This window comes from Micromonospora sp. MH99, from assembly GCF_021442385.1.
Taxonomy (GTDB): domain Bacteria; phylum Actinomycetota; class Actinomycetes; order Mycobacteriales; family Micromonosporaceae; genus Micromonospora.
The window spans coordinates 34,280-57,399 of record NZ_MUZA01000020.1 but is presented as its reverse complement, the minus strand read 5'-3'; the positions used below and the strand labels follow the sequence as shown (position 1 = coordinate 57,399).

The following is a 23,120-nucleotide window of genomic DNA, read 5'->3' as shown; positions in this document are numbered from 1 at the left end:
CCGCCAGTCGTCGGCGGGCACGACCCGGGGCACCAGGTCGACTGGGAAGAGCCGGGTGCTGGCCTCACCGGCCACGCTGAACGTCACGCCCCGGGCGCGCTGCTCCTCGTCCCGGTCGTGCTCACGTTGGCGCAGGCCGGCGGCGCCGAGGGTGCGCAGGGCGGCGAGCAGCGGCCGGAACGTCGGCTCCGGCCCGTCCGGGCCGAAGACCTCGTCGCCCGCGTCGGCGTACGCGGACAGCGCGGGCGGTGGCGGCACACCGGGCAGGGGCGTACGCGCCCGGCCCCGCGTCTCGTCGAGAGCAGGTCGCCACGTCGGCCAGCCGACCCCGCCGCTCGTACGCCCGTCGCTGCCGCGCCGCGGAGCTGCCGCGCTCCAGCGCGTACCGGGTCAGCTCGCGGACCTGCTCGGCGTCACCTGTCGCCTCCAACTGCGGGCGCAGGTCGGTCACCAGGCGGCCGACCGCCTCGGCGGCCGGCACCGGCCGCGCCGAGCGGGGCAGGTCGAGCAGGTCGCCTTCCAGCCCGGAGCGCGCGGCCCGCCACACGGCGGCGCGCAGCACCGGCGGGCGGACGGCGGGGGGGTCGACTCCGGCGCGCAGGGCGGCGACCTCCCGGCGCACCAGCGCCCGGAACAGCCCGGTGAGCAGGACGATCGTCTCCACGTCGGCGTTGGCGTCGGTGATGCGCAGCTCCACGGTGGGCACGTGCGCCGACGGCCGGACATCGAAGTAGATCATGGCGGGGTCGGTGATGGTCTCCGAGGAGATCAGCTCGGCGACGAGGGCCTCGTGGTCGGCCGCGCTGGTCACCTCGCCCGGGTCGCCGGCCGTGGGCCAGCGCTGCCAGACCAGCGAGCGGACGCTGGCGTAGCCGCTGTCCTGACCCATCCAGTACGGCGAGCTGGTGGACAGGGCGAGCAGCACCGGCAGCCACGGCTGCACCCGCCGGGTGACGGCCACCGCCAGGTCCCGGTCCGAGACCCCGACGTGCACCTGCGCGCCGCAGATCAACTGCTCCCGGGCGAGCATCTGGTACTCGTCGAGCATCCGTCGGTAGCGCGAGGTGGGGGTGACGCTCGGGTCGCCGTCGGCGCGCAGCGGCACCGTGCCGGCCGCCACGATGCCCAGCCCGGCCCGGTCGGCGACCTGGACCGCCGACTGGCGCAGCCGGGTCAGCTCGGCGCGGATCTCGTCCAGGGTGCGACAGACAGCGGTGTTGGTCTCCACCACGCTGCGGTGCAGTTCGGCGGTGAACGACGTGGCCGGCAGCCGGTCGAGCAGCTCCCCGGCCCGGGGCACCAGCTCCCGGGTGTGCAGGTCGACAACGTGGAACTCCTCCTCCACGCCGATGGTGGCGAGGTCCGCCGGGTCGTCGTGCACCGCCGTCGCCGGGGCGGTCCGGGGTGTGGGCGCGGCCCGGCCGTTGCCGGACCGGCCCACCGGCCCGTCGTACGTCGCCGCGTTCGTGGTGTTGTCGACCATGGTCACCCCGGTTCGCGTGTCGGTGGTCTCGACTGTCCGACGAGCGTTCCCAGGCTTGGTACCGGGGGCGTTTCCGGCGCGTTAAGGTGACGCGCCGTTCTACCGGCAGAGGGTCGACTATGCGGGTGGCCGCTGATCCTCTTCGGACACCGCGCCGCAAGCCTCAGGCGCGGGCGTATTCGATGGCGGTAGCGACCCGGTTGGCGGTGGCGGCGCCGAGTTCCCGTTCGGTGAGCCACAGTCCCAGATCGAGCCCGGCCGTGAGCGCGCCCGCCGTGACACGGTCGCCGTCGTCGACGACGCGCTCGTCGAGGACCGTCACGTCGTAGCCGCGCAGCTCGTCGTACGCGTTGCGGTTGGTGGTCGCCCGGCGGCCGGTCAGCAGGCCGGCGGCCGCGAGCAGCAGCGCGCCGGTGCACACCGACGCCATCCAGCGCGTCGACGGCGCCAGGGCGGACAGCTTCGCCGGAAGCTCACCGCGCTGCGCCTGCGCCCAGGCGCCCTCGGCGGCCCGGTTGAGCCAGCCGCCGCCGGGAACTATCACGCCGTCGGCCGGACCCAGCACGTCGGGGACCCGGAGCTCGACCCCACGCATGCTGGTGACCGGGCCGGGCCGCTCGACGGCGACCAGTCGCACGTCCAACCCGGCGATCGAGAGCACCTCGAAAGGCCCGAAGACGTCCAGTTCGTCGAAGCCGTCGAACACCACGATGTCAATTCGCACCCGGTCAGGATCGCTCGTCGGCCAGGGGCTGACGAGTGGCATCCTTGCCATCATGCGTAAGAGTTCCGCCACGCATCGGGTCGCCGTTCTCGCTCTCCCCAGGGTCGTGGCCTTCGACCTGACCATCGCGACGCATGTCTTCGGCCACGAGGGTCACGGCCGGTACGCGACGACTGTGTGTTCGCTGGACGACGGTCAGGTCGTCACCACCACCGCGGGCCTGAACCTGACAGTCGCGGCGACGCTCGACGCCCTCGGCGACGCCGACACGGTGATCGTGCCCGGATTCCGCCGCGGCCCGGCACCGGCGCGCGCTCTCCAGGCGCTGCGACTGGCGCACCGTCGCGGGGCGCGCATTGCGTCGATCTGCACCGGCGCGTTCGCGCTGGCTCAGGCCGGCCTGCTCGACGGCCGCCGCGCGACGACCCACTGGGTGCACGCCGAGGCGCTCGCCCGCGAACACCCCGAGGTGCTCGTGGACGCCAACGCCCTCTACGTCGACGAGGGCCAGGTGCTCACCAGCGCCGGACTCGCCGCGGGCCTCGACATGTGCCTCTACCTCGTCGGCCGCGACCATGGGCAGGCGGTCGCCATCGAGCGGGCCCGTCACATGGTCACCCCGCTGCACCGAGCGGGCGGCCAGGCGCAGTTCATCCCGGTCGGGGTGACGGGTGAGGGCGACGAACTGGCCGGGGTCACCGCCTGGGCGAGCAGCAACCTGCGCCAGCCGATCACCGTCGCGGACCTCGCGAGACAGGCGGTGATGTCCACCCGCACACTGCACCGGGCGTTCCAGAGCCAGTTCGGCATGGGTCCGCGGGCCTGGCTGATCCAGCAACGGCTGCGCGCCGCCTGCACCCTGCTCGAGGACAACGGGATCAGCGTCGACGAGGTCGCCCGCCGCACCGGGCTGGGCACTGCCACCAACCTGCGTGCGCACTTCCAGCGGGCCTTCGCCACCACTCCCACCGCGTACCGGCGAGCCTTCACACCCTGAACTGACGCTCCGGGGTTGGATCCGGTGACCGGTAGGGGCGCGTGGTGCCTGACAGTCGGCCGGTGGCCAGCGCGGCGAGCAGCTCGCCGCCTTACTCTGCGGTTTCCTGGCTCAGCTGGCTCAGGACGGACGATCCCCACCCGGTCGGGTCGTCGCCCGGCGGCACCATCGCCAGGGCCTGCCAGAGCAGAAGGATGTCCAACCAGCCCGCCTCGACCGGGGTCAGCGGACGCTCGGACTGGTAGCTGGTAAGGAATTCCGCGCGAACCTCCGCCGACACCGGCCCCCAGTTGTGGTAGCGGGTGCCGAGCAGGACCGCCGCGCGGGCCAGCTCGACGATTCGGTGATCATGCCGGGCCTCCTCGAAGTCGAGGATCGCAGCGACCTCGCCGTGGGCCCACAGGATGTTGGCGGAGCGGATATCGAAATGGACGAGTTGGCGGGGAAGCCGGTCGGGCGGCGCGCTGATGACCAGCCCGCGCAGCGTGTCACGAGCGGCCATCGGCAGATGGTCCGCGTGGGAGTCCAGCCAGTCGGTGACCCGGGCCGTCAACGGCTCGAACGCAACGGCGGAGGCGAGAAGCTGATCAGCGTCCGGGTATGCGGCCAGCGCGTCCTGCAACTGGGCGAGTAGGACTCCGGCCGCCCGCACCTGGTGGAGATCCGTGGTGTCGAGGAGGTCGCCCACGACCTCGCGCTGCAGGCCCATCGAGACACCGTCGACCTCGACCTGGAGGCGGCCATCTCGGGCGGGAACCGGCGCCGAAACCGGCAGCCCTCGACCATGGAGCCAGCACGTGAGACGCGCCGTCTCCATCAAACGCGGAAATCGCTCGAGCACCACCGACCATTTCGCGAGCAGTCGGCCGGACGGCACGCCGACCCACGCTATCGCGTTGCCCCCGCTCATGACTATTCGCTCGCAGGAGTCGATGCGAACGCCCCAGTGCTCCTTCAGCATCGCGGCGACCCAGCGGCCGGCGGACTCTGCGTCACCGAAGCCGAACCGTTCGTCGAGCGCTTGGCGAGGGTCGTGCGGCTCCCACAGCATCTCCACCATCGGCGCCTGCGATTCGATCATGTGTCGTATCCGGTCACCGGGCCGGCGGATGCCGCTCGCTCGGCACCGGCGAAGGGACGGTCACGACGACTGCATCGGATGACCCGCCCCGGTTCGAGAGCTGTATACCGCACAGGTATGAATATGACTGACTGGCATATCGCCTGCCAAAGCGACCGCCCCGGCGAGGGCCGCGCGTGGGTGATCGACACGTGATCGCCGATGTCGGGGCGTCCCGCTGGCTCGGACACCCCGACATGGCGATCTGGAGTTGATCAAAAGCGCGGCCAGGTCACCTCATGTTGGCGACCACGAACGGCGCGTGGCCGTGCAGGTAGTTGTTCCACCCGCCGGTCACCGGCGCCCCGGGGCTGAGCAGGTTCGTGGTGTCGGTGCCGACGTCCAGCTTCCAGGCGGTCCAGGAGATGCCGTTCGCCTTCATCCAGTCGATCCAGGACTGCGCCTCCGGCAGGCAGGCCCGGCCATCGAGGCCGCCGTCGGCGTTGCTGGCGCCCCACTCGGTGACGAACAACGCGAGCCCCGCGCGGATCGCCGCGTCGCCCTTGGCGCGCAGCGACGCGCCGTGGGTGCACGAGTAGAAGTGCAGCGTGTACATGAGGTTGGTGCCGGACACGGGGCTGGCCGCCGCGACGTCCACGTCCTGCGACCACGTCGGCGTGCCGAGCACGACGATGTTGTCCGGGTCGGCGGCGCGGATCGCGGACACGACCGCCTGGTGGTACGGCTTGATGACGCCGGTCCAGCTGAACTGCAACGGCTCGTTCCACGTCTCCCAGATCACGTTGGGCAGGTGACCGTAGCGGCGGGCCAGGTCACCGAAGAACGCCACCGCCTGCGACTGGTTGTTCTGCGCCTCGTGCGCGTGCCAGTCGACGATCACGTACACCCCGGCGGTGACCGCGTTGTTGATGATCGTCTCCACCTGCGCCCGCGCCCGGCCCGGGTCACTCAGGTACGCCCCGGCGGGTTCCACGCCCATCGCCGCGCGGATCACCTGGAGGTTCCAGTTGTCGCGCATCCAGGTCAGCGCGGACAGGTTCTCGGCGTACGGAGCGGTCTCCCAGTTGAGCCACATGCTGCTGACGCCGCGCAGCTGCACCCGCGCGCCGTTCTTGTCGCACATCGTCGTGCCGCAGACCCGCAGTTGCCCGTACCGCTGCACCGGCGTGCCGGTCGTCGGCGGCGGAGTGGTCGGGGGCGGAGTCGTCGGCGGCGGGGTCGTCGGCGGCGGGGTCGTCGGCGGCGCGGTGGTGGGCGGCGGCGTCGTGGGCGACGTGCCGCCGGTGCAGGACACCCCGTTGCCGTTGACGGTGCAGTTCACCGGAGTTCCGGAGCCGTTGACGAGGAAGCCGAACGACGTCGAGGCGCCGGCCCCGAGAGTGCCGTTCCACGACACGTTGCTGAAGGTGTAGTGGTTGCCCGAGGTCACCTGCTGGGCGTTCCACGACTGGCTGATGCTCGTGCCCGCCGGCAGGTCGAACTCGACCCGCCAACTGCTGATCGGCGCGGAGGTGTCGTTGGTGACCGTGACCTGGCCCTGATAGCCACTGCCCCAGCTGTTGGTCACGGAGAACACGACAGTCGCCGCGCTGGCCGGCGTGGCGATCATCGCCACCGCGCCGGCGAGCAGGCCGGCGACGGCCAGCGACGTGACAAGTCTCAGTGTGCGCATGCGGAACCCGCTTCTCTTCGACGGTGATGGTCCGAGGCGGGGCGGCGCCTTCACGCAGAGTATCGATCAACGACGATGTCGTGCAAGCCGGGGCGCGGATGCCCGGTAGGTCAACCCCGCCGCCAGCCCCACCGCCGCGAACCGGCAGCTCCTCCCGACCCACCCTTCTCCCGGGCCAGCATCTCGGCCGCGACCCGCAGCTTCTGGGCGGGCTCCGCGGCGGCCGGGCCCAGCGTCTCCACGAAGCGGTTGCCCATCGCCAGCACCATTGCCGCCCGGTCGAGGTCGCCGATCAGCACGAGGCACTGGGCGTACACCCCGTAGGTGTTGGCCATTTCCCAGAAGGTCAGCGGACGCGCCAGGTCGAGCAGCCCCTGGCGCAGCTCGCAGGCCCGCGACGCCGCCAGCGCCGCCTCCTGGGCGCCGGCGGCCGACGACGGCCGGGTGAGGTGCCGGTGCAGCAGCGCGGTCGCCTGGTTGTGGTAGGCGGTGCCCATCGCCTCGCGGGTGCGGGGCCCGGCGGACGGCGGATTCCCGGCGGAGGTCAGACCCACGGTCACGGCCCGTTCCAGCAGGTCCCGGCGCGTGGCGGGCTGACCGGCGGCGAACGAGACCTCGGCCAGATCCACGAGCGCGGTGATCAGCTCGGCGAGGGCGTCGTCCCGGGGTGCGGCAGCCACGTTCCCGCCCTCCGCCGCCACGGCGTCGTACACCCGCTCGAAGACGACCACCGCCTCACCGCCGGGGGCCATCCCGTCGGCGGCCCGGCCGCGCGCCGAGAGCAGCATGCTGTGCCGCCACAGCGCCCGCGCCAACTGCTGCTGGTCCTCGCGGACCCCACCCGGTCCGCGCACCGCCTCCCGGTACGCCTCGATCACCCGGACCCACAACCGGTCCGCCTCCGCCCAGGTCTCCTGTCGCGCCGAACGCTCCCGCGCCTGCTCGAACAACCGTCGCCGCTCGTCCGGTCCCATCGTGCGCACCGCCTTTCGTGGTCGCCCCCAGCCCACACCGCCAAAAGCAGTGAGACTCGTCGATTCTAGGTCGCCCCGATGGTCACCACCCGCGCCCACTGCGGCGGCGCGTTCGGTACGCGGTCCTCCTCCTCGCTCCACGACGCCCGGCCGCGAGGGAACAGGCCGACCACCGTCCGCGACGTCGGGCGGGCCGACGGCCAGGGCGTCTGCCCGTCGGTCAACGCCACGATGACGTCCGGTCGAGGGCGTGCCCGCAGCGCCCGGGCGAAGCCGCTGCGCAGGTCCGTGCCGCCGCCACCGATCAGCGGGATCTCCTCCGCACGGCACAGGGAATGCACGACCCGGGCCGCGGCGTCGCACGGCAGCACGCTCACCAGGTCGCGTCGGCCGCCCAGGGCCCGGGCGATGGCCGCCACCTCGAGCAACGCACTGCCCAGTTCGGCGTCGCTGACCGACCCGGACGTGTCGACGATGACGCAGACCGTCGGAGGTCGACGGCGCAGGCTGGGCAGGATCACACCGGGCAGGCTGGCGGACCGCCGGGACGGCCGCCCGTAGGTGTGGTCCGAGCCGACCCCGGCGGCCACCGCCGCGGAGCGGATCGCCGCGCCCAACAGGTCCCGCCACGGCTGCGGCGGGTGGAACGCCTGCTCCGCCCACCGCCGCCACCCCCCGGGGATGGAACCAGGGTGTCCGGTGATGCCTTCGGCCACCCGGTGCCGCACCGCGTCCCGCTCCTGCTCGCTGAGGCCGTGCGCGCCGTCCGGCCCCAGGTCCCACCGTCGGTCCAGGCCGTCCGCGCCGCTGCCGCAGTCCAACCAGACCAGATCCTGCGTACGCGGTCCCAGCCCGAACTGGCGCAGGTAGTCCTCCATCAGCTCCCCCGGGTTGAGCCCGAGCGACGCCGGCTGGACGGCACCTTCGGGCATCGTCAACCCGTCACCGAACGCGTCGTCGTTGATCTCGCAGTCCGCGGCGATGTTCATCCGCAGCCGCTCCCCCGGGCCGGTCAGCCCCCGGGCCCGAGCGACCCGGTCGCCTCGCCCGTGGTGGTCGCGCAGCAGGTGCGACACCTCGTGCACCCACACCCCGGCCAACTCCTCCAGCGGAGCGCGGTCCACGAACGCGGGCGAGACGTAGCAGCGCCAGTACCGGTCCACCGCCATCGTCGGCACCTGCGAGGACGCCACCGGGTGCAGGGCGAACAACGCCGTCGCCAGGTAGGGCCGTGCGCGGGCCGCGTGCAGCCGGGCCGCGTACAGCTTGTCGACGTCCAGGCGGAACGTGCTCGGGGCGCTCACCGTCGCACCCCGGCGGCCGCCGCGACGCGCGCTGCGGCCTGGTCGGCCCGCCGGGACAGCGACACCGCCCCGCCGAGGCGTTCGATCGTGTCCGGGACGTCCCAGTCCTCGCGGCGCAGTGTGGCGAGGGCGGTCGCGGGAACCACGACCAGATCCGGCGCACCGGTCTCCACAGCCCGGGCCAGCAGCGCCCACGCCGCGTCCCAGCGCGACCGTTCCGGGCGGTTGCGGACCGCCGCCACGACGGCGTCCAGCACCGCCTGGCGCAGATCACCCCGTTCGGGCAGTACGGCCGCCGCCGGGTCGGCCAGCAGGTCCTCCGGATCAGGAAGGTCCATCCGGTCCATGCTGGCCAGCAACTCCAGCCCCGGACCGTCGCCGACCGTGCCCCGCACCAGCGTGGACAGCACCTCGCGGGACACGCCGGCCGCGCTCGCGAAGGCGGTCAGCCGCAGCGCCATCTCCCAACTGCGCGGCGACGGCCACGGCCCACCCCGGGCGACGTCGGTGGCGGGCAGCCGGTGCACGAGATCCGGGCGGACCGCCAGCAGTCCGCACACCGCGCGGCGGGCGAAAGCGACGGCCCCGGGCAGCAGCGCCGGGTCGAGCCGGGGCAACGCCGCGCGGGGCCACGTGCCGCCGAGCCCGCGCACGACGACCTCGTGGTCGTGCCTCCACTGGAGGTGGACGAAGCGGTTGGCCAGCGGCGGGCTCAGCTCCCATCCGTCGGCCGCCGACGACCGTGGATTGGCGGCGGCGACGATCCGTACGCCGGGCGGCAGCCGCAGGGCACCGACGCGGCGTTCCAGCACGAGGCGCAGCAGGGCGGCCTGAACGGCGGGCGGGGCGGTGGACAGTTCGTCGAGGAACAGGAGCCCTCGACCGGCCCGCACCAGGCGCACGGCCCAGTCCGGTGGGGCCATCGGGACGCCCTGGGTCGCCGGGTCGGCGCCGATGATCGGCAGTCCCGAGAAGTCGGACGGCTCGTGGACGCTCGCCACGACTGTGGTCAGGGGCAGGTCCAGGGTGGTGGCGAGGTGGGTGAGCGCCGCCGTCTTGCCGATGCCGGGCTCACCCCACAGGAGTACGGGCAGGTCGGCGGCCACGGTCAGGGTCAGAGCCGCCAACTGGTCGTCGGAACGGGGTTCGGTGGTGGTCGCGCCGAGCAGGGCGAGCAGATCTTCGGCGACGTCGAGCTGAGGACTGGTTGCAGACATGGTCATCACCTTGTGAGGTCGTGGTGGGTGAAGTGCTGGCGTACCGCGGTCAGCGGTGTGTCGCGTGCCGCGCGCGCCGGCGGCGCGCGCCGACGCGGCGAGGTTCCGCGGCGGTGGGGCCCGGCTCGGCCCCGATCAGGCCGGCCCGGAACAGGCCGTGGGTGATCCGCCGCTGCGCGGCGGTCTCGAGTTCGTCGCGCAGGGCCCCGTCCCGCATCAGCGCCCGGGGGCCGAGCAGCGCCTCCACGGTGGCCAGCGCCCCGGCGGTGTCCCCGTGGTCCAGGCGGGCCCGCACGTCGGGCAGGCACTCCGGCTGCCGGTGCGCCTCGTCGATCGCCCGCAGGCAGGGCAGCGGCGATCCGGTGAGCGCCGCCAGCAACTCCTCCCGGCGGGTCTCTGCCGCGTCGTGATCCAGCGCGGTGAGCACGCCGTCGACCAGGCCGATGCGATGGTGGGCGCCCCGGCACAGCACCACGCGCGGCAGCGCGGCAGGGTCCGGCGTGGCCGGTGCGGTAGGCACCTGATGCTCGGGCACCAGCGCCGACGCGACCAGGGGATGCAGTCGGTCGGCCTCGATCAGCCCGGCACGCAGCAGCGCCAGGTCGGGCAGCACCCAGGTCGCCGCGTCGGGCAGCACCGGCAGTCGCCCGTCGCTCGACCTGAAGGCCCGGGCCGAAGGCGGCCCGTCGTGCCCATCAGGGGCCACCTCAAGGACCAGCCGACGCCCGCCGCCGAGCCGCACCGCGACAGCTCCGCCGGTACGCCCCTCGACCCGCAGCAGAAGCGCGGCCTCGGCCGCCCATCGGTCCGTCGCGTGCCCGGACGCCTGCGCCGCGTCTGCCCACTCGGGGACGACGGCGGGTGGGGTGTCCCACGGCAGCAGGTCCGCACCGGATCGGGTCCGCAACTCGCCCGCCCGACGCGCGTCCCACAGGTGGCGGTGCAGGTCGAGCCGGAACCGCCGGTCGGGGTGGGGATGGGCGCCGGACCCGTCGCGCGTCCCGTCCCACAGCCCGAGGCTGATCCGCTGCCCAGCGTCGGCCCACGCCGGTGGTGTCCGGGCCACCAGGTGCACCGCGCCGCCGTCGGGCCGCTCCTGGCCGTACCGGGCCAGCGGGACGATCAGGTTCGGGCGCAGCAGACCGTCGGGGGCTGTCCTCGGCAGATGCCAGCGCAGCAGATCCGGGGCCAGCTGACGAAGGTCGGCCCGGACTCGGGCCGCCAGCTCCCGCCCGTGGCGGCCCGCCACGGCACGCAGGTTGATGTCGCTGTCGACGCGGGCGGCGGCGCATGCCCCGGCCCAGTCACCGACCAGACGCCGAGCTGTCGCACGCTCGATCATGGACGGCGGTACGGCGAACTCGCGCACGCACCGCCAGAAGGACAGTCGAGAATCCGCATTCGCGGCCCGGGAGTGCATCAGCACTCACCGTTCGCGGATCGGACCCCCAATCTGAAGAGAGAGGAAGTGATCATCACGCCGGAGCATACCGCCGGGACGCCGGCTCCGCCATGACCCCACCGCCATCGTCACTGGGTGGCGACGACGATGCAGCGCCGCAGCTCGGCCACCGCCTCGGACGGCCCCTGCACGCTGACGCCACTTCGCTCAGCGGCCAGCTCCCGGCCCCACAGCCACCGCAGCATCGCCGCCGGCGGGCCGGTCACCGTCACGTCGGCGGTGTCGGCCACCCCGTCGGTCACCCTGAACACCCCGGGCCCGGTACGCACCGACCACGCCGTGTCGTCGGCGCGGACGGCGAACGTCCAGCCCGGCGAGCCGGCCAGGATCTCGCGGAAGGACTCGGCCCACTCGGCCACCGAGTACTCCACGAACACGCGAAGCAGCTCGTCGACGCCGTCCACGGCGAGGTCGGCCGGAACGGGCGCGACAGGCGCCCCGACGCCCAGCTCGGCATCGATGCGGTGGATGACGGTCTCCTGCGCCATCCGGCGGATCCAGAAGCCGACGTAGCGGCCCGGCGCGTACCACGAACCCGCCGCGTCCTTCGGGTCGTGGGCGGCGAACTCGGCTCGCAGGTCGGCGTACGCGCGGTCGAGCAGCGCCAGCGGCTCCTCGGACGCCAGCTCCGCCGGGGGCCACGGCTCGGGCTCGGCGCCCTCGCGAATGGCCAGGGTCTTGTGGAGGTAGACGTCACCCACGTGACGGGTGAGGTCGGCGACGCTCCAGCCCGGGCACGTCGGCACCGGCGCACCCAGGTCGGTCGGCGCGACGGCGCGCAGCCGGGCGAAGTCGGCCGCGAGGCAGTCGAGATATCGCGAGTAGTCCATGCCGGACAGCTCAGCACAGCACACCGACAGCCTCGCGTTTCACGCGCCCGCTGGCCTCAGGCGACAGGTGCGGTCGTCGCATGCGGGCGTACCGCAGGTTCCAGCAGTGCCAGCGTCCGCTGCCCCGCGTCGAGGGCGACGCGGACACCGACCGGCATCGGCAGGTTGGGGCCGGCGTGTCCAAACTCGACGTTGCCCAGCACCGGGATGTCACGGTCGCCGAGGACGTCGAGCACCATCTCGGGCAGGGTCGGGGACGCGTCGGGCGTGTCGAGGCCGTCGATCGCGTGCGGAATGCCCACGACCATGCCGCCGATCCGGTCGAGAATGCCCGCGTGCCGCAGCACGTGCAGATAACTCCACACGTACGACGCCTGGCCGCCCATCTCCTCCCAGAACAGCACCGCGCCGTCGAACCAGTCCAGCGGCAGCGCGTACCGCGTCGCCTGCACCAGCGCGACGCGATTGATCACCCCGCCGATGAGCCGACCCTCGACGCGACCGGGGCGCCAGCACTCCCAGGACGGACTGCTCGGGAGCGCCCCGAGCGGCTCCGTGCCGGTCAGCAGGGCCGAGTAGAGCTTCTCCAACTCCGCTCTGCGCGCCGAGGGCGCACGCTGCCACGCGCCGCCGAGCCCCGGCGTGGCCAGGTCGGTGTGGAACCCGACCAGACCCGTACGCGCGTACAGCACCAGATGCAGCAGCGAGATGTCACTGAAGCCCAGGATCGGCTTGGGGTCGGCGACGATCGCCTCGACATCGATCAGGTCGAGGTAACCGAGCGCCGTCTGACCGCCGTCGTGCGCGATGATGGCGCGCACCTCGGAGTCCCGCAGGAGCGCGTTGAATTCGCTGGCGATCTCGGCGGGAGTGGCCGCGCTCCACCAACGCCGTCGCCCCACGTCGAGCAGTGGTGCCCGCCGCACGCGGAACCCCATCCGCTCGAGCACGACCACCGCCTGCGCGAGGTCGGGCTCGTAGGCGGCGTGCAGCGGACCGGACAGCGCGGCGACAACGACCAGATCGCCGGGCCGCAGGGCGGGTGGTCGAAGCAGTCGAGGCGACGCGGAACTGGTCACCGACGCAGTGTCCCGAGGCGCGCACCAGCGCGCCACACCAATTCCGGTCACGCTCGACGCCGGCGTACGGGTGCGGGGCCGGCCCGGGCGGGCCGGCCCCGAGACGGTCAGGCCGCCGGACGTACGCGGTAGGCCAGGTGCGTGACGCCGTCGCCCTCGACGACGCGGAAGGGGCCGTCGAGTTGCAGTGGCGCGATCGTCAGGCCGGCGAAGAACGGTATGCCGGCGCCGAGCACGACCGGGACGAGGTCGACGTGCACCTCGTCGAGCAGGCCAGCCTCGACGACCTGGGCCGCGATGGTGCCTCCGTTGACGCCGACCTCCTTGGCACCGGCGAGCGCCTTCGCGCGGTCGATGGCGCTGACGATGCCGTCGGTGACGAAGACGAAGGAGTCGTTCTCCGGCTCCCAGCCCTGCGGCACGGTGTGCGTGACGACCACGACGGGCACGTCCATCGGGTGCCGGCCGCCCCACCCGCCGGTCATGTCGAACAGCCGACGGCCGACGACCAACGCGCCGGTACGTGCGGTGAGGTCCCGCAGGTGGCGGGCGCTCGCGGCGGACGTCCGGAACGTCATCTCGGGGTTGGCCGTGGGCGTCTCGACGTCGCCGCTGCCGTACCACTGGAAGAGGTGCTCGAAGCCGCCGTGGGAGGCGTCCGCGATGTAGCCGTCCAACGACATCGTCGCCCCGGTCGTCACCTTCGTCATCGGTCCACTCCTTGGTCTGTGCGGTGTCAGCCTGCCGGTCGTGCCCGGCCCTCACCCCGTGGTCGAAGCAGGCGCTGCTGTCCTCGACACGCCCGCCGAACTCTTTCCGACCGCGTTGGACGGCCGCCGGATGCCGCCGGGCGGCAGCGGTCGTAGCGTGGTGCCCATGAGAACCACCACGCTGGGCAGCGCAGGGCCCGAGGTCGGCGTCATCGGTCTCGGGTGCATGGGCATGAGCCACGGATACGACATCACCGGCCCCCGCGACGACGACACCTCGATCTCGGTGATCCGCCAGGCGCTGGACCTGGGCGCCACGCTGATCGACACGTCCGACGTGTACGGGCCGTACACCAACGAGGAGCTGGTCGGCCGGGCACTGGCCGACGGCCACCGGGAGCGGGCCGTCCTGGCGACCAAGGTCGGGCTGGTGGCCACGTCCCTGACCGGAGGCCCCGGCAACTCACCGAAGATCGGCAACAACGGCCGGCCGGAGCACATCCGCACGGCGATCGACGACAGCCTGCGCCGCCTCGACACCGACCATGTCGACCTCTACCAGCTGCACCGCGTCGACCCCGAGGTGCCGATCGAGGAGTCCTGGGGCGCGATGGCGGAGGTCGTCGCGGCGGGCAAGGCGCGGCAGATCGGCCTGTCCGAGGTGACTGTGGACCAGATCGCGCGGGCCCAGGCCGTGCACCCGGTGGCGTCGGTGCAGTCCGAGTTGTCGCTGTGGACCCGGGACCCGCTGGCCGAGGTTCTGCCGTACTGCGTCGCGCACGGCATCGCCTTCCTGCCGTTCTCCCCGCTGGGCCGGGGCTTCCTGACCGGCCGGTTCTCGTCGTTCGACGACCTGCCGGCCGACGACTTCCGACGTGGCCTGCCGCGCTTCCAACAGGACGCGCTGCGGGCCAACCTGGCCATCGTCGCCCGGGTCCGGGAGATCGCCGACCGGGCCAGCGTCACTCCCGCGCAGGTCGCGCTGGCGTGGGTGATCGCCCAGGGCGACCGGGTCATCCCGATCCCCGGCACCAAGACACCGAAGTACCTGGTGGACAACTGCGCGGCCGGCGACGTGCGGCTCGGCGCCGAGGAACTGGCCGACCTCGACGCGCTGCCCGCACCCGAGGGCGGGCGCTACTGAGCATCCGGCGGCCCGGCGCTCAGCCGGGCCGCCGGGCCGTCACGGGCGGGCCGAACCGCACCCCGACACCTGGCGAGTAGAGCGCGCTGACCGGCGGTCCGACCGGTGCCGGCAGCCCAGCGGCGGCGACCAGCCCGTCGTCCAGGTGCAGCAGCTCCGCCCGGTGCAGCGGCCAGCGGGGATGCCAGTTCGGCAGGTGCAGCGTGCGCCCGTACGCCCGGGTGTGCAGCCCCCACCGGGCGGTGAGGAAGTGGTCCAGGGGGGTGGGGTCGGCGATCGGCTCCCCCACCCGGACCGCCATCCGGCTCGTCGTACCCGCCGGGCCGGGCCAGCGACGCCGGCAGCGGTAGGTGAGTCGGTCGCCGTCGCGGTCCAACCGCATCGACGACCAGAGGTACGGCAGACGCAGCGTCGCCTGTGCCACCAGCACCGGCACCAGGCGGGACGCGTCGAGCGAGCGGAACACGACGGCCCGTCGGCCGGTGTCGTCGACCGAGTAGAGCCGCACGTTCGTCTCGGCGAACGTGCCGAAGTACGGCACCCCCGGGCCCCAACCGAAGCCCAGCCCGACCATCCGGAAGCCGATCAGCCCGACGAAGCTCACGCCGTCCAGCGTGTCCGGGCGAGTGCCGGTGGGCAGCAGCGGCGCGACGAGTTCCGGAGCGACAGCCCAGTGCAGGAAGGTGAGGTCCTCCCAGCGCTGCCGCAGGACCGTCGGGACGAACGTTCGGCGGGGCGCGTCGTCGACCGGTTCGATGTCCACTCCCTCATCCTGACTCAGGCGTGCGGACCGACACGCACCGTCCCGACGGTCAGTGTGGCGTCCCCCTCCAGGATGTGGCCGACCCGCTCGATCTCCTCGGCCAACTCCCGCCGCCGACGGGCGTCGAGGGCCCGCAGCGGCTCGACCGTGACGCGGATGGTGCGGCCGGAGCGGCGTTGGTGCCACACGCCGGCGACTGTCCCGTCCACCAGGAGCACGGGATAGTTGCCAGCCTGTCCACCGGCCAACGCCCGCTCGGCGGCCGCCCCGGGATAGAGCCGGTCGCGCGGATGACAGCCGACCACGTACGCGTCGAAGTAGGGCAGTAACCGCAACCCGGACGGCGGGTCGTCCGGAAAGTCGGTGTCGTCGGCGGCCACCCATGCGGGCGTGCCCTCGACCGTCACCTCGGTCAGGTCCAGCAGGGTGAACAGCCACGTCGCCCAGGGCCGGGGCGCCGACAGCCACTGGGCGAACTGGGCCGGGGTGGCCGGACCGTACGCGTACAGGTAGCGGCGCACGAGGTCGGCCAGCGCGGCCCGGCCGGCCATCGGGGTGAACCCGGGTAGCCAGCGGTTCGGGCTGGTATACGTGGTGGCGCGGCCCCGGTTCGGGCCGAAGCAGACGATTCCGCTGCGGGTTGCCTGCCCCATCGCCGCGAACCATCGGGGCCACCTGTCCTGGAATGCCTCCATGACCCGTTCGCCCGCCCACTCGCCGGTGCGGGCGACGACCTCCTCGGTCAACTCGGCGGTGGTCAGCTCGGCCTCGGCCAGCGCCTCGGCGATGGCCGCGAGGACCCGCTCGGTCTGCCGGGGAGTCAACAGGGCCACACTCCGCTCCCGGGGCGGAGTGGGCATCGCGCTCAGCGCGCCGGTCCACATCGGCAGGTCCGCGGCGGCGAGCAGGTGCACGGTCCCGCGTGGTCCACGGGTCTTGACCAGGGTGCGGTCCCGCCAGAGCGCCTGGCGCACCAGGGCACGGGTGGCGCCGGGGGCGCGGAGCCCGACGGACAGTTCGGCGGCGGAGGCGACCTGGGCGTGCGCGCCACACAGCACGGACACCACGTCGGCGAGGCGGTCGACGTCCGGCGTGGTGTCCGGTGTCGGAGTCGTGAGCCGGTGCCGCGCCAGACGCCGGGCGGACACCTGCGCCCAGCTCAGGTCGGTCATCGCAGGCTCGCGAAGAAGGTGCGGATGTCCGCCGCGTGCGCCGACGGCTCGTCCATCGCCACGAAGTGGCTGCCCGGGTTGCCCTGCGGCCAGTGCACGATGGTGTTGTCCCGTGCGGCGAGGCGGCGCATCAGCGCGGTCCCGCCGCCGTAGACGCCCGACGGCACCCGCCGTTGACCCCGGGGCCAGGCGAAACCGCCGTCGTCGGCGAGGGTGAGCCGCTCGTACATGGGCCACGAGGAGGTTCCCGAGGTGCCGGTGAACCAGTAGAGGCTCACGTTGGTGAGCAGATGGTCCCGGTCGATGGCCTGCTCGGGTGTCGGTACCGTCATGGTGAACTCCTTGAACTTCTGCATCATCCAGGCCAGCAGCCCGACCGGCGAATCGGTCCAGGCGTACGCGAAGGTCTGTGGCGCGGCCCGCAGCAGCGCGTGGTGGTCCACCCCACCGCTCATCCACCGCCGCATCTGTTCCCACTCGGCGCGTTCCGCCTCGCTCAGGTCGGGCTCGTCGGCGGCAGTCGGAAAGCCGAATCCGCCGTCGATGTGCACGCCCACCACGCGCTCCGGCGCCACCGCCGCCACCCGGGGCGCGACGTACGCGCCGAGGTCGCCGCCCTGGGTGCCGTAGCGGTCGTAGCCGAGGCGGGCCATCAGCTCGGCCCACATCGAGGCGAGCCGGTCGATCGTGAACCCGGCCGGTGGCGCCTGCGAGAAACCGAAGCCGGGCACCGACGGCACCACCACGTGGAACGCCTGCGCGGGGTCACCGCCGTGGGCACGCGGATCGGTCAACGGGCCGATCAGCTCGGTGAACTCGACCACCGAGTTGGGCCAGCCGTGCGTCAGCAGCAGCGGCAGCGCGTCGGGTTCCGGCGAGCGGACGTGCAGCAGGTGCACGTCCAGGCCGTCGATCTCGGTGACGAACTGGGGAAAGTCGTTCAGGCGCGCTTCGTGCGCCCGCCAGTCGTAACCGTGTGCCCAGTGCTCGGTCAGCTCGCGGAGGTAGTCCACCGGCACCCCTCGGTCCCAGCGGGCTCCGGGCAGCGGGCGGGGCCACCGGGTGCGGGCGAGCCGCTCGCGCAGGTCGTCGAGGTCGGACTCGGGAATGTCGATGCGAAACGGCGTCATGCCGGGAAACGCTAGGGCCGATATAGGTCAGGATCTGGCACACATCGCTGGCATGGTGGAGGCCATGTCCGACACCCCCGCCCGACTACTGGGCCTGCTGTCGCTGTTGCAGACCCCCCGGGAGTGGCCCGGCAGCGAACTGGCCGCCCGGCTCGGCGTCAGCCTGCGCACCATCCGCCGCGATGTGCACCGGCTGCGCGACCTCGGCTACCCGGTGCAGGCGACGATGGGCGTGATCGGCGGCTACCGCCTGGTCGCGGGCAAGGCGATGCCACCACTGTTGCTCGACGACGAGGAGGCGGTGGCGATCGCGGTCGGTCTGCGGACCGCCGCCGGTCACGCGGTGGCCGGTATCGAGGAGGCCTCGGTACGGGCGCTGGCGAAGCTCGAACAGGTGCTGCCGTCCCGGCTGCGACAGCGCGTCAGGGCACTGGGGGCGGCCACCGAACCGCTGCTCACCTGGGGTCCGCCGACGGTCGACCCCGAACACCTGAACGCCCTGGCAGCCGCCGTCGACAGCCGCGCGCAACTACGGTTCACCTACCGCCGTCGCGACGGCGTGGACGGCGAACGGCTCGTCGAGCCGTACAAGCTGGTGTCGGCGGGCCGGCGCTGGTATCTGGTGGGCTACGACAACGATCGCGCCGACTGGCGGATCTTCCGGGTGGACCGGATCACCGACCCGCGGCTCACCCGGACCCGGGTCGCCGCCCGTCGACTGCCGGCCACCGACGCGGCGTCGTTCATGGCGGAGAAGCTGCTCGAGCTGACGCCCGTGTACCGGGCGGTGGTGACGCTGCACGCACCGGTCGAGCGGGTGGCCGGCCCGCTCGGCGGCGCCGGGGTCGAGCTGGAGCCGATCGACGCCACCTCGTGCCGGTTGCGCAGCGACGCGGACACCCTGGAGTGGCTGGCGTGGCGCCTGCTGACCCTGGGTTGCGACATCGAGGTGCACGAGCCGCCGGAGTTGATCGCGTACCTGCGCGAGATCGGCGCCCTGGCCACCCGCGCCGCCGGCCCGCAGGCTGCGGAGACGGGCCGCCCCGGGGGCACGCCGGTCCGCCGTACGCTTGAATGAGCAGAAGCGTTCAGAACGGGCGGTTCGGGGAGGAACTGGACGTGACGCAGGGTGATGCGGAGCTGGTCGCGCTCGCGCAGGCGGGAGACGCGGCGGCGCTCGGTGCGCTGCTGACCCGTCACGAGGCCGGGATGCGGGCCGTGGCGCTGGGCGTCCTGGGCTACGGGCCGGACGCCGAGGACGCGGTGCAGGACGCGATGGTGACGGCACTGCGGCGCATCGGCGAGGTCCGCGACCCGGCCGCCGTCGGCCCGTGGCTGCGCACGATCGTGCGCAACAACGCCCGGACGACCCGGCGCGGGCCGCGCACCGTCCCGGTCGCCGAGCCGGAGTGGTTCGCCCAGCCCGCCACCAGCCCCACCCCCGAGGAGGCTCTGGACTCCGGCGCGCTGCGCGACTGGGTGTGGCACGCCATCGGGGAGTTGTCCGAGCCGGACCGGCTGGTCACGCTGCTGCGGTACTTCAGCGACGCCTCCTCGTACGAGCAGATCGCGACCGTGTGCGGCGTGCCGGTCGGCACCGTCCGCAGCCGCCTCAGCCACGCCCGTCGGGCCCTCGCCGGCGGCCTGCGGACGGCGGCGACCACGGCGCACGCCGATGTCAGCGCGGCCGGCGACGCCCGCTGGCGTGAGGGCCGCGACATGATCGCCACGGCGATGCGGGGCGACTTCGACCGGGTCGTGCACGAGAGCTGGTGGCCGCACGCCGAGATGGTCGTGCCGGGTGGGCCACGCGGCGGCCGTGACCTGGCGATCCGCGGCATGACCACCGATCTGGAAGCCGGGGTACGCCAGCGGCTGCGCAACGTGGTCGCCAGCGGCGACGTGCTGATCTGGGAGACCGACCTGATCAGCCCGCCGGACGACCCGGAGCACTGCCCACCCGGCGCGCTGTGGTTGCAGCAACTGCACCAGGGCCGGGTCCGCCGGTTCACTCTCTTTCACCCCGTCCCGGCGCTGGTCTGAAAAAACGTTTGCCGACCGAGCGAACTTTCTCCTCGACCCGTGCATCTGGTCCGTGTCAGTCACCAGCCGCGCGGCGGGCACACGCCGCGCGGGTCACGGATCGGGAGATGGTTCATGGGTTCCACCAGCCACGACGTCGACGCCCTCGCACCGGGCACGCACACCTTCACCGTTGACGGCGTCCGGCAGGTCTACCACGTCGCCGGCAGCGGCCCGGTGTGTGTGGCGCACTCCGGCGGCCCCGGGATCGAGTGGGCCTACCTGCGGACGCCGGGCCTCGAGGAGCACTTCACGATGGTGTACGTCGAGCCGGTCGGCACCGGCGCGTCGGGTCGGCTCGACACCGTCGACGACTATCGCCTCGTCACGTATGTCCGGTTCCTCGACGCCGTCATCGCGCACCTCGGCGAGCCCCGGGTGTACCTCCTCGGTCACTCGTACGGCGGATTCGTCATCCAGCGGTACACCCTGGACCACCCGGACCGGGTCGCCGGCCTCGCCCTGTACGACACCTCAACCGTCACCGGCGCCGACTTCTGGGCCGAGGCGATGGCCAACCTCGCCGCGTACCCGCAGCGGCACCCGGACCGCCCGGAGGCGGCGGAGATCCCGGCCGCCTTCGCGCAGATCGGCGCCGCCACCGACGACGAGTCCCTGGGAAGCGCCCTGCGCGCCGCCCTTCCGGTGTACTTCGCGGACTTCTGGGGTCGGCAGGCCGAGTTCGTCCCGTTCCAGGCGGCCGTGCGGATCTCGGCGGCGCCGGCCGGCGCGCAGGACCCGACGCCCTTCGACGTACGCGACCGGCTCGCTGAGATCACCGCGCCGGCCGTGGTGATCGTCGGCGCGTACGACTTCATCTGCGGCCCCCGGTACGCCGAGGAGCTGCACGCGGGCCTCAAGGACTCGCGCCTGGTGGTGCTGGAGCGCAGCGGGCACTTCGCGCACGTCGAGCAGCCGACGGAGTTCACCGAGGCCGTTGCAGAGTTGCTGAAGCGCTGAGCGCGCGCCGCGCCCCGAGGTCCGTTCGTCACAGCGGGCAGACCCCGGGGGGCGGCGGCGTTGGACGGTCATAGGCTTGGCACTTCGCTGCGCCGTGACGAAGGAGATACCGCCGTGAGCCAGACGGATTCCGTCGACGAGTGGAACGTGGCCGAGGACGACGGGGTGCTGGACGCCTCCGACACCCTGGACGACGACCGTGTCGGCGACCCCCTCGACACCGGCATCGTCGCCGCGGACCACTGGACGGCGGCGAACCGGTTCGGCACCACCCCCGCCGAGGAGCGGGCGGGCGAGTCGCTGGATCAGTACCTCGCCCAGGAGGAGCCGGACGTCGACCCGTACGCCGAGACCGGCGACGACGAGGACGAGGACGAGCTGACCCGCCGGGGGTACGAGACTGAGGCGCGCGCGGGCCGTCTCGTCGAGTACGACGAGGGCGTCCGCGAGGACGACGAGGCCGAGTCGGTGGCGTGGGACGCCGGGATCGACGCGGGCGCCGCCAGCGCTGAGGAGGCGGCGGTCCACGTGATCGAGGACCCCGACGGGCCGGGCGACGGTCCGCTGCGCTGACCGACGCACCGCCGCGCTCGACACCACGATGGGCGTCGAGCGCGGCGGGTGGTCGAGCGCGTCGGTCAGTGGATGACGACTGGCGCCTTGGCCAGCTCGGCCTGCTCGTCGCCGAGCGGCTGCGCGGGCGTACGCCGGCGCGGCAGCAGGGCGGCCGGGATGAACGTGGCCAGCACCAGCGCGAACGCCACCCAGAACGTGTGGGCGAACGACCGCGCGGCGAAGTCGAGACCACGTTCGATGATCGACGGATCCACCGGCATCTGCTGGAGCAGCTCCGGCCGCTGCTGGGCGGCGATGGCCAGCCCGGCCTCGGTGATCGGCTTGCCGCTCGGGTCCACCGCGCCGGGGATCGGCCGGGAGCCGTTCAGCTCGTTGGTGAGGATCACCGACATCACCGCGGCGCCGACCGAGCCACCGATCTGCTGGAGGATGTTGACGAGCGTCGAGCCGCGCGCCACCTCCTGCGCCTGCAACGTCCGCAGCGCCGACGTCATGATCGGCATCATCGTGCCGCCCATGCCCAGGCCCATCACGAACAACGACCCGCCGAGCAGCCAGTACGAGGTCTGCGCGTCGACCTGGGTGAACCCGAAGAACCCGGCGACGATCAGCGCCAGCGCGAACGGGACGGTGCGACCGATGGGCACCCGGTCGGCGAGCGTGCCGGCGATCGGCATGGTGATCATCGCGCCGAGACCCTGGGGCGCCATCAGCAGGCCGGCGGCCAGCGTCGACTCGCCGCGCACCTGCAGGAAGTAGCTCGGGAACAGCAGGCCGGCGCCCATGAACGCGATGATGAACACGAACAGCGTCACCGAGGCGATGGTCAGGTTGCGGTTGCGGAACAGCCGCAGGTCCAGCAGCGGGTGCCGGGGCTTGAACGAGTAGAGCACGAACGCCACCACCAGCGCGCCGCCGACCAGCATCGGGGCCCACACCTTGGTCGCGGAGAAGGTGCCCGCCTCGGGCAGCGACGAGACGCCGTAGAGGAAGAGCGCGAGGCCCGGGGAGAGCATCAGCATGCCGAGGAAGTCGAAGGACTCCGACGGCTCGGGGGCGTCCTTCGGGAGCGCCATCTGCGCGTAGATGAGGGCGACGACACCGATCGGCAGGTTGATCAGGAAGATCCAGTGCCAGCTCGCCGTGTCGATCAGCCAGCCGCCGAGGATCGGGCCGCCGATCGGGCCGAGGAGCATCGGGATGCCGAGGACCGCCATCAGCCGGCCGATCCGGTGCGGCCCGGCCGCGCGGGTCATGATCGTCATGCCGAGCGGCATGAGCATGCCGCCGCCGAGGCCCTGAAGGACGCGGTAGCCGATCAGTTGGCCGATCGAGTCGGCGGTGGCGCAGAGGCCGGACCCGATCGTGAACAGGGCGAGCGCCACCATGTAGAGGCGCTTGGTGCCGAACCGGTCGGCCGCCCATCCGCTGAGGGGGATCACCGTGGCCAGGGCGAGCGTGTAGCCCGTCATCGTCCAGGCCACCCGGGCGTAGGACGCGTCGAACTCGGTCTGGAACGTGGGCAGCGCGACGCTGACCACCGTCACGTCGAGGATCGACATGATCGCGCCAAGGACGACGACGCCCGCCACCTTGAGCACCGCGGCGTCGAGTTTGTCCGATGTCGCGACGGATTGCTGTGTCACTGACTCTCCTGAGGTCGGTTGATCCGGCGGAAGGTGGGCGGTGGCGGCGTATGCCACGCCGACCAGGCGCGGGACGCGACGTGCCGGGGCGACGACGCGCGGAGGCAGACTATC

Annotated in this window: 21 protein-coding genes; 6 read left to right on the top strand and 15 right to left on the bottom strand. The window is 72.8% G+C overall.

The annotated features are described in order from the left end of the window. Positions 1 to 121: 121 nt before the first annotated feature. Complete coding sequence (locus tag B0E54_RS13515) at positions 122 to 1,483, bottom strand: glutamate--cysteine ligase (RefSeq protein ID WP_234583802.1); 1,362 nt, start codon at positions 1,481 to 1,483, stop codon at positions 122 to 124. Between the two features lie 163 nt (positions 1,484 to 1,646). Next, positions 1,647 to 2,207 (bottom strand): DJ-1/PfpI family protein, encoded by a 561-nt coding sequence (locus B0E54_RS13510; protein WP_234583761.1) that lies wholly within the window; start codon positions 2,205 to 2,207, stop codon positions 1,647 to 1,649. Between the two features lie 52 nt (positions 2,208 to 2,259). On the opposite strand from B0E54_RS13510, the gene B0E54_RS13505 reads away from it, so the two are divergent. Further along, entirely contained in the window at positions 2,260 to 3,204 is a 945-nt protein-coding gene (locus B0E54_RS13505) for a GlxA family transcriptional regulator (RefSeq protein WP_234583759.1), read from the top strand. A gap of 91 nt (positions 3,205 to 3,295) precedes the next feature. Here B0E54_RS13505 and B0E54_RS13500 read toward each other — a convergent pair whose 3' ends face one another. From B0E54_RS13500 to B0E54_RS13460, 9 genes are all read right to left on the bottom strand, one after another. After that, on the bottom strand, positions 3,296 to 4,285 hold the full coding sequence (locus B0E54_RS13500; RefSeq protein ID WP_234583758.1) for a phosphotransferase: 990 nt from the start codon (positions 4,283 to 4,285) through the stop codon (positions 3,296 to 3,298). Positions 4,286 to 4,556: 271 nt separating this feature from the next. Further along, positions 4,557 to 5,957, bottom strand: a complete 1,401-nt coding sequence (locus tag B0E54_RS13495) for a cellulase family glycosylhydrolase (RefSeq protein WP_234583757.1) — start codon at positions 5,955 to 5,957, stop codon at positions 4,557 to 4,559. Positions 5,958 to 6,067: 110 nt separating this feature from the next. After that, positions 6,068 to 6,931, bottom strand: a complete 864-nt coding sequence (locus B0E54_RS13490; protein WP_234583755.1) for a hypothetical protein — start codon at positions 6,929 to 6,931, stop codon at positions 6,068 to 6,070. Between the two features lie 65 nt (positions 6,932 to 6,996). After that, positions 6,997 to 8,235 carry a VWA-like domain-containing protein gene (locus tag B0E54_RS13485; RefSeq protein WP_234583753.1) on the bottom strand — a complete coding sequence of 413 codons (1,239 nt, stop codon included), beginning with the start codon at positions 8,233 to 8,235 and terminating at the stop codon, positions 6,997 to 6,999. Continuing rightward, the gene (locus tag B0E54_RS13480) at positions 8,232 to 9,458 is read right to left on the bottom strand and encodes a MoxR family ATPase (protein WP_234583752.1); all 1,227 of its coding nucleotides are present in this window, start codon (positions 9,456 to 9,458) and stop codon (positions 8,232 to 8,234) included. The genes B0E54_RS13485 and B0E54_RS13480 overlap by 4 nt, the downstream gene beginning before the upstream one ends. Positions 9,459 to 9,501: 43 nt before the next feature. Continuing rightward, positions 9,502 to 10,872, bottom strand: coding sequence for a hypothetical protein (locus B0E54_RS13475; protein WP_234583751.1), 1,371 nt, complete (start codon positions 10,870 to 10,872; stop codon positions 9,502 to 9,504). 110 nt (positions 10,873 to 10,982) lie between these two features. Further along, positions 10,983 to 11,744, bottom strand: a complete 762-nt coding sequence (locus tag B0E54_RS13470) for a maleylpyruvate isomerase family mycothiol-dependent enzyme (protein ID WP_234583749.1) — start codon at positions 11,742 to 11,744, stop codon at positions 10,983 to 10,985. A gap of 56 nt (positions 11,745 to 11,800) precedes the next feature. Then, on the bottom strand, positions 11,801 to 12,823 hold the full coding sequence (locus B0E54_RS13465; RefSeq protein ID WP_234583748.1) for an LD-carboxypeptidase: 1,023 nt from the start codon (positions 12,821 to 12,823) through the stop codon (positions 11,801 to 11,803). 107 nt (positions 12,824 to 12,930) lie between these two features. Beyond that, entirely contained in the window at positions 12,931 to 13,533 is a 603-nt protein-coding gene (locus tag B0E54_RS13460; RefSeq protein WP_234583746.1) for a dihydrofolate reductase family protein, read from the bottom strand. Positions 13,534 to 13,699: 166 nt separating this feature from the next. On the opposite strand from B0E54_RS13460, the gene B0E54_RS13455 reads away from it, so the two are divergent. Further along, a complete protein-coding gene (locus tag B0E54_RS13455) occupies positions 13,700 to 14,677 on the top strand; it encodes an aldo/keto reductase (RefSeq protein ID WP_234583744.1) in 978 nt (325 codons plus the stop codon). A 19-nt stretch (positions 14,678 to 14,696) separates the two neighbouring features. On the opposite strand, the gene B0E54_RS13450 is transcribed toward B0E54_RS13455, so the two are convergent. Genes B0E54_RS13450 through B0E54_RS13440 form a run of 3 tightly spaced genes read right to left on the bottom strand, consistent with a single transcriptional unit; the run spans position 14,697 to position 17,742 of the window. Further along, positions 14,697 to 15,440, bottom strand: coding sequence for a YqjF family protein (locus tag B0E54_RS13450; protein ID WP_234583743.1), 744 nt, complete (start codon positions 15,438 to 15,440; stop codon positions 14,697 to 14,699). 14 nt (positions 15,441 to 15,454) lie between these two features. After that, complete coding sequence (locus tag B0E54_RS13445) at positions 15,455 to 16,612, bottom strand: winged helix DNA-binding domain-containing protein (RefSeq protein WP_234583742.1); 1,158 nt, start codon at positions 16,610 to 16,612, stop codon at positions 15,455 to 15,457. After that, positions 16,609 to 17,742, bottom strand: a complete 1,134-nt coding sequence (locus B0E54_RS13440; protein ID WP_234583741.1) for an epoxide hydrolase family protein — start codon at positions 17,740 to 17,742, stop codon at positions 16,609 to 16,611. The genes B0E54_RS13445 and B0E54_RS13440 overlap by 4 nt, the downstream gene beginning before the upstream one ends. Positions 17,743 to 17,806: 64 nt before the next feature. Between B0E54_RS13440 and B0E54_RS13435 the strand changes: the two genes are divergently transcribed. From B0E54_RS13435 to B0E54_RS13420, 4 genes are all read left to right on the top strand, one after another. Further along, positions 17,807 to 18,820 carry a YafY family protein gene (locus B0E54_RS13435; RefSeq protein ID WP_234583740.1) on the top strand — a complete coding sequence of 338 codons (1,014 nt, stop codon included), beginning with the start codon at positions 17,807 to 17,809 and terminating at the stop codon, positions 18,818 to 18,820. After that, positions 18,817 to 19,785 (top strand): RNA polymerase sigma factor, encoded by a 969-nt coding sequence (locus tag B0E54_RS13430; RefSeq protein WP_234583739.1) that lies wholly within the window; start codon positions 18,817 to 18,819, stop codon positions 19,783 to 19,785. Before B0E54_RS13435 ends, B0E54_RS13430 begins: the two co-directional genes overlap by 4 nt. A 114-nt stretch (positions 19,786 to 19,899) precedes the next feature. Further along, complete coding sequence (locus B0E54_RS13425) at positions 19,900 to 20,784, top strand: alpha/beta fold hydrolase (RefSeq protein WP_234583738.1); 885 nt, start codon at positions 19,900 to 19,902, stop codon at positions 20,782 to 20,784. Between the two features lie 114 nt (positions 20,785 to 20,898). Further along, positions 20,899 to 21,357: a DUF5709 domain-containing protein gene (locus tag B0E54_RS13420; protein ID WP_234583737.1), complete on the top strand. Its 459-nt coding sequence runs from the start codon at positions 20,899 to 20,901 to the stop codon at positions 21,355 to 21,357. A 65-nt stretch (positions 21,358 to 21,422) separates the two neighbouring features. On the opposite strand, the gene B0E54_RS13415 is transcribed toward B0E54_RS13420, so the two are convergent. Further along, positions 21,423 to 23,006, bottom strand: a complete 1,584-nt coding sequence (locus B0E54_RS13415) for a DHA2 family efflux MFS transporter permease subunit (RefSeq protein ID WP_234583736.1) — start codon at positions 23,004 to 23,006, stop codon at positions 21,423 to 21,425. Positions 23,007 to 23,120: the final 114 nt, after the last annotated feature.

What these genes read in the sequence shown, in the direction of transcription:
- B0E54_RS13515 (WP_234583802.1), bottom strand. Translation starts at nt 1,483, where the DNA reads ATGGTCGACAACACCACGAACGCGGCGACGTACGACGGGCCGGTGGGC.
- B0E54_RS13505 (WP_234583759.1), top strand. Translation starts at nt 2,260, where the DNA reads ATGCGTAAGAGTTCCGCCACGCATCGGGTCGCCGTTCTCGCTCTCCCC.
- B0E54_RS13500 (WP_234583758.1), bottom strand. Translation starts at nt 4,285, where the DNA reads ATGATCGAATCGCAGGCGCCGATGGTGGAGATGCTGTGGGAGCCGCAC.
- B0E54_RS13495 (WP_234583757.1), bottom strand. Translation starts at nt 5,957, where the DNA reads ATGCGCACACTGAGACTTGTCACGTCGCTGGCCGTCGCCGGCCTGCTC.
- B0E54_RS13490 (WP_234583755.1), bottom strand. Translation starts at nt 6,931, where the DNA reads ATGGGACCGGACGAGCGGCGACGGTTGTTCGAGCAGGCGCGGGAGCGT.
- B0E54_RS13480 (WP_234583752.1), bottom strand. Translation starts at nt 9,458, where the DNA reads ATGACCATGTCTGCAACCAGTCCTCAGCTCGACGTCGCCGAAGATCTG.
- B0E54_RS13475 (WP_234583751.1), bottom strand. Translation starts at nt 10,872, where the DNA reads ATGCACTCCCGGGCCGCGAATGCGGATTCTCGACTGTCCTTCTGGCGG.
- B0E54_RS13470 (WP_234583749.1), bottom strand. Translation starts at nt 11,744, where the DNA reads ATGGACTACTCGCGATATCTCGACTGCCTCGCGGCCGACTTCGCCCGG.
- B0E54_RS13460 (WP_234583746.1), bottom strand. Translation starts at nt 13,533, where the DNA reads ATGACGAAGGTGACGACCGGGGCGACGATGTCGTTGGACGGCTACATC.
- B0E54_RS13455 (WP_234583744.1), top strand. Translation starts at nt 13,700, where the DNA reads ATGAGAACCACCACGCTGGGCAGCGCAGGGCCCGAGGTCGGCGTCATC.
- B0E54_RS13445 (WP_234583742.1), bottom strand. Translation starts at nt 16,612, where the DNA reads ATGACCGACCTGAGCTGGGCGCAGGTGTCCGCCCGGCGTCTGGCGCGG.
- B0E54_RS13440 (WP_234583741.1), bottom strand. Translation starts at nt 17,742, where the DNA reads ATGACGCCGTTTCGCATCGACATTCCCGAGTCCGACCTCGACGACCTG.
- B0E54_RS13435 (WP_234583740.1), top strand. Translation starts at nt 17,807, where the DNA reads ATGTCCGACACCCCCGCCCGACTACTGGGCCTGCTGTCGCTGTTGCAG.
- B0E54_RS13430 (WP_234583739.1), top strand. Translation starts at nt 18,817, where the DNA reads ATGAGCAGAAGCGTTCAGAACGGGCGGTTCGGGGAGGAACTGGACGTG.
- B0E54_RS13425 (WP_234583738.1), top strand. Translation starts at nt 19,900, where the DNA reads ATGGGTTCCACCAGCCACGACGTCGACGCCCTCGCACCGGGCACGCAC.